Raw genomic sequence first — 13623 nt, 5'->3', positions numbered from 1 at the left:
AACGCCGACGGGCTTGCGGGTTGTCCAAATGACTCGGTTGTCCGGGGCACGAGCAGGTCGCCCGCACTCCGGACTCATAGCTGAATATGGTGATTTTACACCGACCAGGTGCATCTGTCCTGGTCTGTCCGCCCCAGGCTCAGCCCTGGAAACGGTCCAGATAGCGGCGGTCCAGCTCGTCCTGCCGCTGATGCATTGTCTGGGTGAATTGGCGCACCAGTCCGGACAAGGTCCGAGAGGCCACCTGGTCCTGGTCCTCGCCCAGAACGAATTCCCGGGCACGCTTGGGGGTATTGGCCCTCACATAGGCCTCAGCCTTGGTCACCAGGACCACGCCTGTTGTCACGCCCAACCCCAGCCAGAAGATCCGTTTGAACATCAGCGGGTCCTCCCCTCGTTCCCTTGGCCGTCATTGGCCTTTTTGGCTGTTGAGGACTGGACTCCAGCGTTGTCACGGCCTCCTGAAAGGAATGACGAAATCGTCTTGCGCAAGGCATATAGGAAGGCTGCTACTTTGATGACCGGCTTGCCCAGCATTGATCCGTACAGATCGGTTAGAGCACCGACGTTGCCTGCAGTGGTTGAGGCCGCTGCGGAGATGCGATTGACGTCAGTCAGAGTCTGGTTGAGTTGAGTGACCGTGCTGGTGGACTCGTCCAGGGTGGGCACCACATGATCGCCCGTCTGCTTGATGGTCTGCGCCAGCTGATCGAAGAGCTTCCCCAGACGAATCAGGGGATAGATCAGAAACCCCGCCAGGATAGCGAAGGCAATAGCCGCTATCAGGCCGGCAATCTGTCCTACGTCCATCTGCTACCTCTCTTCCATTGGTACGATACTGGGGACAACGCTAGCACGCGCCGTCTATCAGTCCAGGACATGACCGGCCTGTTGAAGCCGGTTCAGCGATTGAAGGACCGTACCTGCAGGGCCCGCTCAAAAGGGGCATCCGTATCGAAGTCGAATATGGTGACGCTTCCATTGCTTGGGCGGCTGCTGGTGTCATATCTGCCCCCGCCGAAGCGGTTGACCAAACTAAGCAGTGTGTTGCCGTGCGAGATCAGTAGGACGCGGTCGTCATTCTTCAGGTGCTGGCCGGAGGCAATCAGGGCGAATCCGCCGGCAATCCGCGTCCAATACTCGTTGTCGGACTCGGCATCGCCAAAGGGATCTGCCTCCTTGAGGAAGTCCCTGGTGGCTGCCAGGCCGAAACGGTCCACGATCTGCTGATAGGTGCCAGCCCCATGAGGCGCGCCTGCAGCCCACCAGGCCATGGCCATGTCCTGTCCCTCGAAATAGCCGTAGAACTGCTCACGGAAGTGGCTGTCACTGACCGGCTCAGGCTTCTTCTCCGACTGGTTCTTGTCCAGGATCCTGTGGACTGTCTCTTGGGCGCGTGTGGTGTCCGAGCAGTAGGCGGCCGCAAAGCTCACCTGGCTCAATTTGTGGCCTGCACGGTCGGCATCCTGCAGCCCCGATGAAGTCAGCGGCGAGTTGGACCATCCCTGGAGACGGTTGTAGCGATTGAAATAGGTCTGTCCATGGCGGACAGCATACAGATGGAGCAACATGCCTCTATTATCCCACCCATGCTTCGGCAGAAGCGGCAGATTTTGGTATGCAAAGGGCCCCGGACAAACCGGGGCCCCAAAGTTGCTGGCGGTCAGCGAGCGTAGAACTCGACCACGTACTGGATGTTAATCTGAACCGGAATCTCCTCCGGCTCGGGCTTGCGGACCAGACTGGCCTTCAGGGAGGCCAGGTCCACGTCCAGGTAGCCGGGGACTGCTGGCAGCACATCCCGGTGGACGCCTTCTGCTGCGATCTGGAAGGGCACCATGGTCTGGCTCTTGGGCTTGACCTGGATGGTCTGGCCGGGCTTGACCCTGTAGGAGGGCCGGTCCACGATGTTGCCGTCGACCAGGATGTGGCGGTGAACCACGTACTGACGGGCCTGAGCGGTGGTGCGGGCGATGCCGGCGCGCAGGACCAGGTTATCCAGGCGGCACTCCAGCTCGCGAAGCATTGCGGCACCGGTCTGGCCGGACTCGTGGGTGCCCCGCTCATAGGCGGCACGCAGTTGCTTCTCAGAGACGCCGTACTGGGCGCGCAGCCTCTGCTTCTCCCGCAGACGAACGGCGTAATCGGACTCGGTGCGACGACGGCTGCGGCCGTGCTCGCCGGGGCCATAGGGGCGCTTCTCGAACAGGCGCTGGGCCTTGGGCGTCAGGGCAATGCCCAGAGCACGGGACAGGCGGACCTGCCGACGTGCACGCTGAATGTTAGTCATTGATGCAATCCTTACTTGCTTCTGTCGTTATCTGAACGAAGACGGCCGGAACCGTCGAGTCAGGCCTCTCCAATGCTTCACCGTGCCAAGCACGAACGACCTTGCGGCCGCCGACCCATTGATGGGCTGAGACTCCAGATAGATTCACGCACAAATGCGCAAACCAAGTGTTTATTAAACCACATGTGCCTGACCTGCCAGAGGAGAGTGTTGTGATATATTCATACCAACGGTCGGTATGAAATTGACGCAGGAATGGCAGCCTCACCATCCAATCGACGACGGCTCATCATCATCGACCTGAAAGGAAAACGACCATGGCCCGCAACGCACACCCTGAGCTGACGCAGGAACGAATCATCAAAGCCGCAACCGGGCTCTTCACCAGCCGGGGCTACGACAAAACCAGCATGCAGGACATCATCGATGCGACCGGAGGCTTGAGCAAGGGAGCCGTCTACCATCACTTCCAGTCCAAGGAAGACCTCTTTGATGCCGTGGCCGATAGGTTGATGAGGACCATGAGCGAGACAACCGACAAGACCCGACCCCGGACGGAACAAGGCACGGCATTGGAGCAGCTGCAGTCGCTCTTCTCCCCCGGGCGAGCGCAAAAGAGACTGGAGGCCGCGGAGCTGATGTTCCGCAAATTCAATCCAAAGGCTAATCCCAAGATGATCGGCATGGAATTCACCGCCATGGTGGACGAGCGGGACGACTTTGTCGATCTCTTGAAACAAGGCAATCAGGACGGCTCACTGCACGTGGACCACGTCAAACAAGCCGCGGAGATTCTCCGCTTGCTGGCCAACATGTGGCTGCTGCCTTTCTTTCGCCGTGGTACGCAGGCTGAACTACGCACCAGAGCCGCCTGTTTCTTCACGATCATGCAAAGCTTGGGTATCCCCCTGCAAGACCAGGGATTCTCCGACTCGCTGGCATCCTTCGGTACCGACACCAAAGGCAACAACAAGGAAAAGACTGAAAGCGAAGGCGGTATATGAACCCGCCCGCTAGCGACCAAACCTCAAACATGGACCACTCCAAGGGCAAGGGACTGCTGACACTGCCATTCATTGCTCTTCTGACGACTGAGATCCTCTCCAATCTAGGGCAAACATGCTTGGTCTTCGCCCTCCCGCTTCACCTGCTCAACATCTCAGGATCGGCATCACTTTATAGCATGGCATCTGCTCTGGCAGTCCTTCCATCCATTCTCCTGACCCCCCTGGGCGGAGCTCTGGCCGACCGGTTGCACAAGCAGTCCACCATGGCAGTCCTGGACGTTCTGTCGGCATTGACAGCACTCTTGTACATCCTGATCAGCCGCAAGATCGACCCGGTTTTTTTGACCGTGGCCTGCATGATGCTGGTCAATGCCTATAGGGCCTGTTACAGCCCAACGGTGCAAGCAGCCCTCCACTGCCTGGTAGACAGAAAAGACCTAACCCGCGCATCAGCCATGGTTTCCCAGGCGATCTCCCTCGTAGGAATGATCGGACCAGTATTGGCCGGCATGGTCATGGGCTTCTTCGGAATCATGCAAGTAGTCGGGGTTGCCGCCTTGGTCTGTCTTCTTTCTGCCGTCTGGATCAGAATTGCCGTCAGGATTCCTGAACCAGCACAGGGCACCTCCCAAGGTCCGAGAGCACTGGTGAGCCATCTGGTCGCGGACACCAAAGCTGCTGCACAATTTCTGGTCAGGCATGGCAACCTCAAAGTGGTCATAGGACTCAGTCTGGCGGCCAACTTGATCTTTGCCTCCTACGTCAACGTGGCACTACCATATATGGTCACTCGTACGCTGGGTCTGAACAATGCCATGCAGGGGCTGGCCGAAGGAATACTGGCCTGCGGGAGCCTGCTTGGAGCCATCTTGGTGTCCATCCGCCCAACCTGGTTCTATCTGCAACGGATACCCATGCTGCTTTCGGGCAGCGCCCTGGTCCTCCTGCCCATTGCCGCAGGGCTGCTTCTGCATTTGCCTACTCATGTCCTCTTCGCCCTGGTCACCGGGTGCATGGCTCTGGCTGCGGGAGTGGTGCAGACGGTCAACATCACATCCCTTTCCTATGAGCAGATTCATACCCCTGTAGGGCTGATAGGCAAGGTGATAGGACTGACCAACAGCCTATGCATGTGCGCGATTCCACTGGGGCAGGCCGCCTTCGGCCCGCTGATCGACCACTGCCCCATGACCCTGATCATCGCTGGGGTGGTCACGGTGACACTGCTGACATGTGTGATTGCCAGGCTTGCCATGAATCCGGACGAATAAATGGCATGGCATATGCCCTTTTTTGAATGCCGCGCCGGCGCTTTTCGACATTGACGACCAAAGGTCCATTACTTAGCGACGTAGACACATAAGCATCTCAATAAGGCTGACAGGCCTTACTTTGTTGAGGGTACTGTCTTGCAAATCTTCTGAGTGAAGGCTTCGCGGCGTTCAGGTGTATCAACCTTCGAGTCTATGCGGCCCAGAATGCTGGCCCCGGTGAATTTGATACCGCAGAATTTCAGGATGGAGTACTTCCATCGGGTCACGGTTGAGCCATACATCTTGGAGACGAAGGCCGGCCCATGGCTGCTGCTGATAATTTGCGCCGTCTTGCCTCTGAGCAGCCCCTCCGATTTAAGGCTGCTTTCATACCGGTATGCAAATTGTGGCGTGAGTACCCTATCTAACCAGCCCTTGAGGATGGCCGGTTCACCTGCCCACCAAATGGGGAAGACAAAGACCAGATGATCGGCTCGGGCGACCATGCTTTGATAACGCTTAGGTGCTGATTCGTCTTCCATGTGCTTGACATAGCCGTAGCGAAGCACCGGGTCGAAGTCTTCCTGGCTGAGGTCGATCATTTCGACCGTGTGGCCTTTACGCCGGGCAGCTTGTGCATAAGCCTGGGCGTTGGTACGGCTGAAACTACCTTCATAGGGTGATCCTTGAATAACGAGTATGTTCATATCGTTTACTTCTTCAGTTATGCTGCATCTGGCTTAGGCGCTATCGAAAACCTCTGCCGACTCTATTATCTAAAATAATTTAATATTTGGTAGATTATCATAAGCAAAACTGTTGACAGAAAGATGATATGAATGCAGGAAAACTACCCGATCATACTGGGGTCGGAACTGACAGGAGCGACCAGGGTGGCGCGGGTGCGGGTGAGGCGTGAGACCATGAGACCGACACAGGCATAGGCCAGAGCGAACAGGGCAACCACGATCAGCGGAAGACCCCAAGATGTCAGACCTGCTGCACGTGAATCCATGATTGATTGGACAGCGGTGTTGTACCACCAGCCAGGAGTCAATTTGCCGATGGTCTGCATGACCGGAGGCAGGGGGCCTCCCGAACTTGACCCGGAGGTGAACATAACCACCAAGCCGAAGATGACCCCTACCGAGTTTATGAGAGAAGAGGAAGGATTGAACTGAGCAAGCATGAATCCAAAGGAGGCCGCCGACACAGCAAATATCAGCATGACGAAAAAGCTCAGCAGCACCCTCCCCCAGCCAAGCGAAGCCAAAGACACCCCTGACGTCGCCATGCTGAAGGCGACGAGTGCCACGTAATATATCCAGGAGAAGCCTGCCAGGATGAGGGCTGCCGTGAGCTCCTGTCCGTTCAGGCTGCTTGAACGCATTGGAGAGGCAAGCAGGCGTCGATGTCGGTCCGGAGAGCTGAAGGCTCCGAAAAGCGTCGCAACACAGACCGTCAGCGCTGTCATCAAGGGAAAGGCAGCCAGGCCGACGGTGGTGGCGAAACCTTCCAAGAGGGCGCCATGGTCATCATCCTTTGGGCTGGTATGGATGCCCACATGTGGCTGGTTGCTGGCATAGTGCGATACTGCATAGGCAGCCGCATCCTTGATCGCAGCAGACGAATGCAGCTCCATGGGACCGTTTTGGCCCAGATCTGGCAGCAGAGCAGTACGAAGAGCATCGAAATAACTGTCCACCTGCAGTTGTGCCAAACTGCCGCGGCTGGAATTATAGGAGGCAGCTGTTTCAACTTTAGGGAAACCAGGGGCTTTGCTACCGCTGTGAGCTTGAGCAGCAGTATTTTCAAGCGCATCAAGAAAGCGTTGGCCATATCCCGCTGGAATGATGACGGTCAAATCGCTTTTGCCGGATACGTTGGCATCCTGCAGGGCCTGGGGTCTATCTTCGACTGTCACCAGTTGGGCCGACTTGCCCAGATACCGCTCCAGACCTTGGCCCAGCTCACAACCAACCTGGTTGCCGTGGTCCCTGTTAATAACGACTATTTTCGCCTTCGCGGGTTCAAAGCGACCAACCGAGCTTGAGGCATTGGCACGTACCGCGGCCTGCATGTTCGTGGAACCGATGACAATCATGATGAGGCTCATGCCCACCAGATACAAGAGGAGGTAGAACTTATGCGCCCAGATGACGCGCAGTGCTGTTTTACAAGTATTCATAACGTTGTTTCCTTAGGAACAGACCACAAATGGCCAGGAAGACGGCGGCCATGATAGCCAGGATGCCGCAGGTGCGGGCAAAGGGTTCCAGGCTGTCGTAATAGACGATGTCGTAGAAGAGGTTGGAGACCTGCTTGACCGGGTTGATCAGGTGAAGGATCGGAGCATGCTCCTGGATGGCGTTATTAAGGTCCATAGCCAGGCTGCCGTAGAGGCCGATAAAGGCACTCAGCGTACAGTCGATGCCTATGACCAGGCCAATCTTCGTTTCGGTGGAAAGTTTAGGGATCGCTCCCATCATAGAGCCGAAAGCGGTAGCCATAAAGGTGCCCACGGCGATGGCTACGAGGGCTATCGGGTCACGACCACCGGTTTGCACGCCGCAGACTGTGCGGACGAAGATGTAGGCAACCAGAAGGCTGACTGCGGAGAAGAGCCAGGAGGCCAGGAAGGCGCCCGCTGCCTGCCGCCACTTGGAGCTGGGAGAACTGGCCCGTCGGGCTCCCAGGGCTGAAAGGTTGGGCTGAGTCCTGGCAATCATCTCTGCTGCGGTGCTGGCGCCGATAAGGCAGGCCATAGCGAGCACGGCAAAGAAGTAAGGTGCGGTCATCGAAGGATTGATATGGGTCAGACGGATTTGCTTAGTGTAGGTCTGTTGGCCGGAATGCAGCAGTATTTGAGTATTTGGCAAGGCCAAGATTGAGCTTGCCGAGTTAGCCTGATTGAAGCTGACTAGCGAGGCGGAGAGAATAGAGACCGTTATGCCTTCTGAGGCAGTTGAGTCGGATTGGATGTTGGCGGCTTCACGATCGGACAGGACCATGTTGACCCGTCCGTCAGAACCAGCGTACAGGTAGCCGATGTCCTTCTGACTATCCAGACGTGTGTCTGCTTCGGCTCTGGAAGCCACTGTCGTCGGGATAAGCAGCTGAGTGTCATCGGACCCGGCCTTGGGTTTCTTCGATAGTGATGAAACCAATTCGTCAGCGCCCAGGCTGGCTTTCCAGTTGGCGTCAGAGACAATGGCGAAATGTTGCGCCTCGGCAGTGTAACCGTCCTGAAGGTTGCCCATGATGCCCAGCATCAGAGCGGCCAATATGACTGGAAAGGCCAGTACCCAGAAGAGGGAGGAGGTATTGCGTATCGAGGTCTTGACGTTGATCAGGAATGAGTTCCACATAGATATGTGCTCCTTACGGCAATTGAGCCTAGGGACCGCGCTCAGTCGCGTAGTTCCTTGCCGGTCAGTTCCAGAAACACGTCGTTCAGGGATGGCGGACGGCTGGTCAGGTGGCCGTAGCTGGTCTGGGTGGATTCCAGGACCGTCAGCACATCCTGCAAGTTGTGCTCGCCCTGCCGGCAGTGGATAACCAATTCCTTGCCGTCATAATCGACGGACTGGGCCAGAGGCAGAGCACGGATCTTGGCCAGTGTAGACTCCTTCAAATCCAGTGTCTCGACAGTGACCTGCTCGCCGGCCTGGACCATGCCCTTGAGCTCCTCAGCAGTGCCTAGGGCAATCTGTCGGCCGTGGTCCATGATCATGATGCGCGTGCAAATCTGCTCCACCTCCTCCATGTAATGGCTGGTGTAAACTACGGTGGCCCCCTGGGCGTTTAGCCGCTCGATACCTTCCAGTATGGCGTTGCGGCTCTGGGGATCCACGGCGACGGTGGGCTCGTCAAAGAAGATGAGGTCGGGCTGATGGGCGATGCCACAGGCGATGTTGAGCCTGCGCAACAGACCGCCCGACAGCTTGCCGGGACGGAACCTGCGGAAGTCACCCAGCCCCACGAAGTCAATAGCCTGCTCAACCAGCTCCTTGCGGTCGGCCTTCTTGGGCACATAGAGGGAGCAAAAATAGTCGATGTTCTCCTGCACGTTCAGTTCGTTGAAAACAGCCACATTCTGTGGAACCACGCCGATATGACTTTTGAGGTCATAGGAGGTCGGGGTCATCTCCTGCCCAAATACCCGAACCGTCCCCGATTCAAAGCTGAGCAGGGCCAGTATGCAGTTGATGGCGGTTGACTTGCCTGAACCATTGGGACCAAGCAGTCCGAAAACTTCGCCTCGATTGACTTCCATGTCGAAGTGGTCCAAGGCCACCATGTCACCGTAGCGCTTCACCAATGCATTGACCTTCAAGGCCGGCTCTTGCTCACGTGAACTGTTCATGATTCCATCATCCCAGCTACAACTGGCCCAACACCATGACAGCCGTCATCAATGTTGTGGATGCTCAAATCAGACCTATGACATTTGTCATGGGTAGTCCTGCCTTCGGATAGGCTCAGGAACGGGTAGCCCGCCAATTACTATTTGAGACAATAGGGCAACTGGGCGAGGAGACATTCATGGGCAGGATAGCTGGCTGGCTGGTCCTGCTTGGTCTGGGGACCTTATGCGGATCATGGTATGGTTCAGAGATTTCAGGAATCCTGATCGCAGGCCTCTTGGCCTCAGTAGCCACAGGAGCCCTGAGCGAATGGCTGTTGCCAGCGCCGGGTTCCACGTGGGGTGGCGCTCTGGTGTCGCTTTTGGCAACGTTTATACCAGACTGGCTTTTCTTCTTGCCAGCGCTGGCTTTTGAGGCGGGGGTCGGACTCGGAAGCATGGTCCCGGCTACCGGGTCAGTCGGTATGAAGGTCCCCCAGACCAAGGACTCTGGACTGGTCTGGCCCAGGCTGCTCTTAGCCTTGCTGCCGACATTCTTTTGGCTGATACCTGGCATGGCCGACCTCATACAGTTCAGAGGCCTCCCCCAACGCTATGCCCTGCTGACTTTATTGACCTCAGCACTGGCGCAAGGCGGCGGACTGACGTGCGCGCACTTGGCCGTAGCCAAGGGTCGTGTATGGCAGATTGAAGACATCGAACGCTACAGGATCCGCCAACTGCATGGCCGCATCAGCGACCTGGACGAGGAGAGGTCCCAAGCAACACGGATGGCGCACTTATCCGAGCGGACCCGGATCGCGCGAGATATTCATGACAATGTGGGCCACCTACTCACTCGAGCCATCATGCAGACCCAGGCTGGCCGGGTGGTTGCTCAGAGCAAGGGCGATCAGAGTACCGAGCAAGTCTTTGATAGTGTCGGAAAGACTTTAGACGAAGCCATGACCACAATTCGTCGTTCGGTGCATGACTTGGAGGATGAGGGCACCGACTTCGCATCCCAGATGGAGGATGCCAGCTCCGAGGCTTCTATGGGGCAGCTACAGGTCGATCTAAACAACGGCATTAAGACAGCGCCTGCACCAGTGTGCCGTTGCCTGGCCAGCATTGTTCGTGAGGCCCTTACCAATACGGTCCGCCATTCTTCAGCCAAGTCAGCGCAAGTAATTCTGCGCGACCTCCCAGCCTTCTGGCAGATGGTGGTGCAGGATGACGGCGCGATCCAGCAATCGCAGCCTTACAGCTCGCGTCTTAAGAAACCAGATCTCCAGCGCGGCATGGGGTTGGCCGATATAGAGGCCAGGGCCAGAGCCCTGGGCGGCACAGCCAACAGTGGACCCAACCGAAAAGGATGGAAGGTTTTCGTATCCTTGCCCAAGGAACCCTGGTTCAACCAGAGTGCAACTGAGCATGTAGAGAATAAGAAGGTTATGGCATGAAAGTCGCTATCGCTGATGACGATCCGATCGTCTGCTCGTCCCTGTCAACGATTCTGACCGCAACCGGCACTGCAGACGTGCTCTGGACCGCCAGTGACGGCCAGTCAACCCTGGATTGTTACCAGGCCGCTGGTGGCAGGCCTGACGTACTGCTGCTTGACGTGCAGATGCCTGGTATGGACGGCCTGGAGGCGGCGGAGCGCATCATCGCCATGGATTCGACTGCCCGTGTACTCTTTCTGACCACCTTTGCCGACAAGGAGTATATTTCCCGTGCCTTGGCCTTGGGTGCCAAGGGCTATGTAATCAAGCAGAACGTGGCTTCTGTGGTGCCGGCCCTGCAAGCTGTGATGGCTGGGCAGACGGTTCTTGGCGCTGAAGCAGTGGCTAATCTCTCACTTGGCAAGCAGGAGGAGCAGACACGAAAAGACCCAGCAGAACCTGTTACCCGGCGCTTCCAAACACTGACCGACCGCGAACAGGAAATCGTCGCTCTGGTGGCCGACGGCCTCGATAACCAGGCCATCGCCAGGCGGCTCTATCTCAGTGAGGGCACCGTCCGCAATCACATCTCAGCCATCCTGGCCAAGACCAACCTGGCCAACCGCACCCAACTCGCCGTGGAATGGCTGTCCATGCAAGAGTCGTGAGCATACAGCTTTTGGAGTCTCGATCGTTCAGAGCTTTTCGATCGGCGCCAAGCGCAGCATCAGCCTCTTGGTCCCCTCGGAGCCGAAGTCCACTGTCAGAACCGAGTTGTGACCCTTGTCCTGAATGTCGACAACCTTGCCCAGGCCATACTGGTCGTGGGCCACCCTGTCACCCAAGGAAAAGTCTTGAATGGACAGGCCATTCGATTTTGGTTGGGCTGAGGCCCTGCCAGCGTGTGAGGTTGACGATGAGCTTGTTGTGCTGCGTCTGGTCGTGACCCTTCCATTTCTTGAGGAGGAGCCGCGAGAGCCATACCCTGATGATCTAAACGAACGCTGTGAGGAGGTTCGCGAGCGCCCATACCCACTGCGGGAAGAGCCAAACCCGGATCCGGAGCCAAACCCACCGAATGAGCGATGACCGAACGCTCGGCCATCGCTTTCATCCTCGAAACCACCGAATTCGTCCTCGTCATCACCCAGGTCCCAACCTGCGCGCATCCGCTCGTTTCCTGCCTGTCGACGCTTCCAGTCGATTAACTCGTCAGGGATGTCGTCCAGGAACTGGCTGGGTAGCATCTCATTGACCTGCCCCCACTGAGAGCGGACGGCCGCCCGGGTCAGGTAGAGACGCCGCTTGGCACGAGTCACGCCCACATAGGCCAGCCGACGCTCTTCCTGCATCTCATCGGCATCTTCCAGACAGCGGGAGTGCGGGAAGGTTCCCTGCTCCATACCGGTCAGGAAGACCACAGGATACTCCAGGCCCTTAGCCGTGTGCAGGGTCATCAGCGTCACCTTGCCTGAGTCGTCGCCCAGGCCTGGCAGCTGGTCCGAGTCAGCCACCAGTGCTGTGGTCTCCAGGAAACCTGCCAAGGTAGCGTCAGGAGTCTTCTGTTCAAACTCGGCGGCCACGGACTGCAACTGGCCAAGGTTCTCAAGCCGGGAGGCATCCTGCGGGTCAACCGACTTGCGAAGCTCATCCAGCATGCCGGACTCCTCCAGAACCTTCTCGACGATCTGAGACGGCTTGGTATCATGCTCTGCAGCAAAGCCTGTCAGGGAGGTGATCAGATCCCTGAAGGCCTTCATCCGCTTGACCATCAGCGTGGAAGCCCCGGGCACCTCCTCTATATGTTGCACCCCCTCCCAGAAGGAGACCTGATGCAAATCCGCATAGGAGGTCGCCGCTGCCTCGGCACGTGCGGCCAGGCCCCGCTTGGGCACGTTGAGTATCCGCCGCATGTTCACGTCGTCCTGGGGATTGGCGATGGCGTGCAGATAGGCCAGTGCGTCCTTGATCTCCTTGCGCTCATAGAAGCGGGTCCCACCCACCAGCTGATAAGGCAGGCCGGCATTGATCAATCCCTCTTCCAGGGCGCGGGACTGGGCGTTGGCCCGGTACATGATGGCCATGTCGGAGTAGGGAATGCCCTCCTCGCTGCGCAACCGGGCGATCTCGGTGGCAATCCAGGCGGCCTCCTGCTGGGCGTTGTCGGCTGCATAGCCCACGATGGGCTCCCCCTTGCCCAGGGCAGTCCAGAGTTTCTTGGGCTTGCGGCCCTCGTTCTTGACGATGATGGCATTGGCCGCATCCAGAATGGTCTGGGTGGAACGGTAGTTCTGCTCCAGGAGGATGGTCCGGGCTCCGGGGAAGTCCTTTTCAAAGTCCCTGATGTTGCTGATGTCAGCCCCTCGGAAGGCATAGATGGACTGATCCGAATCGCCCACCACGGTAATCCAGGCGGGATCCTGCTTGTCAGCATCGGCGCCGGCCAGCTCGCGCATGAGTACATACTGGGCATGGTTGGTGTCCTGGTACTCGTCCACCAGCACGTAGCGGAAACGATGATGGTAGTACTGCGCCACCATTGGGGATTGTTGGAGCAACTGGACCGTACGTACGATCAGATCGTCGAAGTCGACAGCATTGGCCTGAGCCAGCCGATGCTCATACTCGGCGTAGATTACGGAGTAGAGCTCCTCCTCGTTGCCGAAGCGGGCGGTGATCTGCTGGCCGCGCTGCCCGGGACGGTAGTCGGGGGCGTACTCATGCAGCTGCGTGCGCCAATCCTGCAGGTTGTTCTTGTAGTCGGATATGTGGCTCAGAATGTTTCTGGGGGTGTAGCGCTTCAGATCAATGTTGAGATCCTTGCCGATCAGCTTGATCAGGCGCTCGGAATCGGCTGTGTCATAGATGGTGAAGCCCGACCGCAAGCCGATCTCCTTGCCATCTCGCCTCAGAATACGCACGCAGGCTGAATGGAAGGTAGACACCCACATGCGGTCGGCCACAGGCCCAATCAACCTGCGCAGACGTTCGCGCATCTCGGAGGCCGCCTTGTTGGTGAAGGTGATGGCCAGAACCTGACTGGGCCAGGCGCCAAACTGACTGAGGATCCAGGCGATTCTGCGGGTCAGCACCCTGGTCTTGCCCGAGCCTGCACCTGCACCGATCAGCAGGGCCTGCCCCTGGTATTGTACTGCCTCGGCCTGCCGATCGTTGAGCCCCTTGAGCAGCTCCTTGGCACTGCGCTGGATCAAGTCCGGTTCCTCGTTCACAAGCCACCTCTTGCCATCTGGTCTCCGTCACCGTCACAGGCCGGATGGCGCAC

The 13623-nt window shown here is 57.8% G+C and carries 13 protein-coding genes; 4 read left to right on the top strand and 9 right to left on the bottom strand.

Annotated features, from left to right (window positions below; all coding sequences use genetic code 11):
- Positions 1–139 precede the first annotated feature (139 nt).
- The 4 genes from H3T90_RS00640 to rpsD all read right to left on the bottom strand — a co-directional run bounded on the left by H3T90_RS00640 (position 140) and on the right by rpsD (position 2290).
- Positions 140–379 (bottom strand): hypothetical protein, encoded by a 240-nt coding sequence (locus tag H3T90_RS00640; protein WP_046322979.1) that lies wholly within the window; start codon positions 377–379, stop codon positions 140–142.
- Positions 379–810, bottom strand: coding sequence for a DUF948 domain-containing protein (locus tag H3T90_RS00635; protein ID WP_198190848.1), 432 nt, complete (start codon positions 808–810; stop codon positions 379–381). The genes H3T90_RS00640 and H3T90_RS00635 overlap by 1 nt, the downstream gene beginning before the upstream one ends.
- A 92-nt stretch (positions 811–902) precedes the next feature.
- Positions 903–1571, bottom strand: a complete 669-nt coding sequence (locus tag H3T90_RS00630; protein ID WP_198190849.1) for a histidine phosphatase family protein — start codon at positions 1569–1571, stop codon at positions 903–905.
- Positions 1572–1663: 92 nt separating this feature from the next.
- The gene (rpsD, locus tag H3T90_RS00625) at positions 1664–2290 is read right to left on the bottom strand and encodes a 30S ribosomal protein S4 (RefSeq protein WP_015021916.1); all 627 of its coding nucleotides are present in this window, start codon (positions 2288–2290) and stop codon (positions 1664–1666) included.
- A gap of 317 nt (positions 2291–2607) precedes the next feature.
- On the opposite strand from rpsD, the gene H3T90_RS00620 reads away from it, so the two are divergent.
- Entirely contained in the window at positions 2608–3294 is a 687-nt protein-coding gene (locus tag H3T90_RS00620; RefSeq protein ID WP_198229280.1) for a TetR/AcrR family transcriptional regulator, read from the top strand.
- Positions 3291–4568: an MFS transporter gene (locus H3T90_RS00615; protein WP_198229279.1), complete on the top strand. Its 1278-nt coding sequence runs from the start codon at positions 3291–3293 to the stop codon at positions 4566–4568. Before H3T90_RS00620 ends, H3T90_RS00615 begins: the two co-directional genes overlap by 4 nt.
- A gap of 116 nt (positions 4569–4684) precedes the next feature.
- Here the strand turns inward: H3T90_RS00615 and H3T90_RS00610 are convergent, their stop codons facing one another.
- From H3T90_RS00610 to H3T90_RS00595, 4 genes are all read right to left on the bottom strand, one after another.
- Entirely contained in the window at positions 4685–5257 is a 573-nt protein-coding gene (locus H3T90_RS00610; RefSeq protein WP_198229278.1) for an NAD(P)H-dependent oxidoreductase, read from the bottom strand.
- A 143-nt stretch (positions 5258–5400) separates the two neighbouring features.
- A complete protein-coding gene (locus H3T90_RS00605; protein ID WP_198229277.1) occupies positions 5401–6738 on the bottom strand; it encodes an ABC transporter permease in 1338 nt (445 codons plus the stop codon).
- The gene (locus tag H3T90_RS00600) at positions 6725–7918 is read right to left on the bottom strand and encodes an ABC transporter permease (protein WP_198229276.1); all 1194 of its coding nucleotides are present in this window, start codon (positions 7916–7918) and stop codon (positions 6725–6727) included. The genes H3T90_RS00605 and H3T90_RS00600 overlap by 14 nt, the downstream gene beginning before the upstream one ends.
- A gap of 41 nt (positions 7919–7959) precedes the next feature.
- On the bottom strand, positions 7960–8916 hold the full coding sequence (locus tag H3T90_RS00595; protein ID WP_198229275.1) for an ABC transporter ATP-binding protein: 957 nt from the start codon (positions 8914–8916) through the stop codon (positions 7960–7962).
- 179 nt (positions 8917–9095) lie between these two features.
- Here H3T90_RS00595 and H3T90_RS00590 point away from each other — a divergent pair, with 179 nt between their 5' ends.
- Positions 9096–10358, top strand: coding sequence for a histidine kinase (locus H3T90_RS00590; protein WP_198229274.1), 1263 nt, complete (start codon positions 9096–9098; stop codon positions 10356–10358).
- Positions 10355–11008 carry a response regulator transcription factor gene (locus H3T90_RS00585; protein ID WP_198229273.1) on the top strand — a complete coding sequence of 218 codons (654 nt, stop codon included), beginning with the start codon at positions 10355–10357 and terminating at the stop codon, positions 11006–11008. The genes H3T90_RS00590 and H3T90_RS00585 overlap by 4 nt, the downstream gene beginning before the upstream one ends.
- Before the next feature lie 27 nt (positions 11009–11035).
- On the opposite strand, the gene H3T90_RS00580 is transcribed toward H3T90_RS00585, so the two are convergent.
- Positions 11036–13570: a UvrD-helicase domain-containing protein gene (locus tag H3T90_RS00580; protein WP_198229272.1), complete on the bottom strand. Its 2535-nt coding sequence runs from the start codon at positions 13568–13570 to the stop codon at positions 11036–11038.
- Positions 13571–13623 lie beyond the last annotated feature (53 nt).

The sequence above is a fragment of the Bifidobacterium polysaccharolyticum genome (genome assembly GCF_016101585.1).
GTDB lineage: Bacteria > Actinomycetota > Actinomycetes > Actinomycetales > Bifidobacteriaceae > Bombiscardovia > Bombiscardovia polysaccharolytica.
The sequence above is the reverse complement of the archived record's forward strand: the minus strand, read 5'-3'. Positions and strand labels throughout refer to the sequence as shown.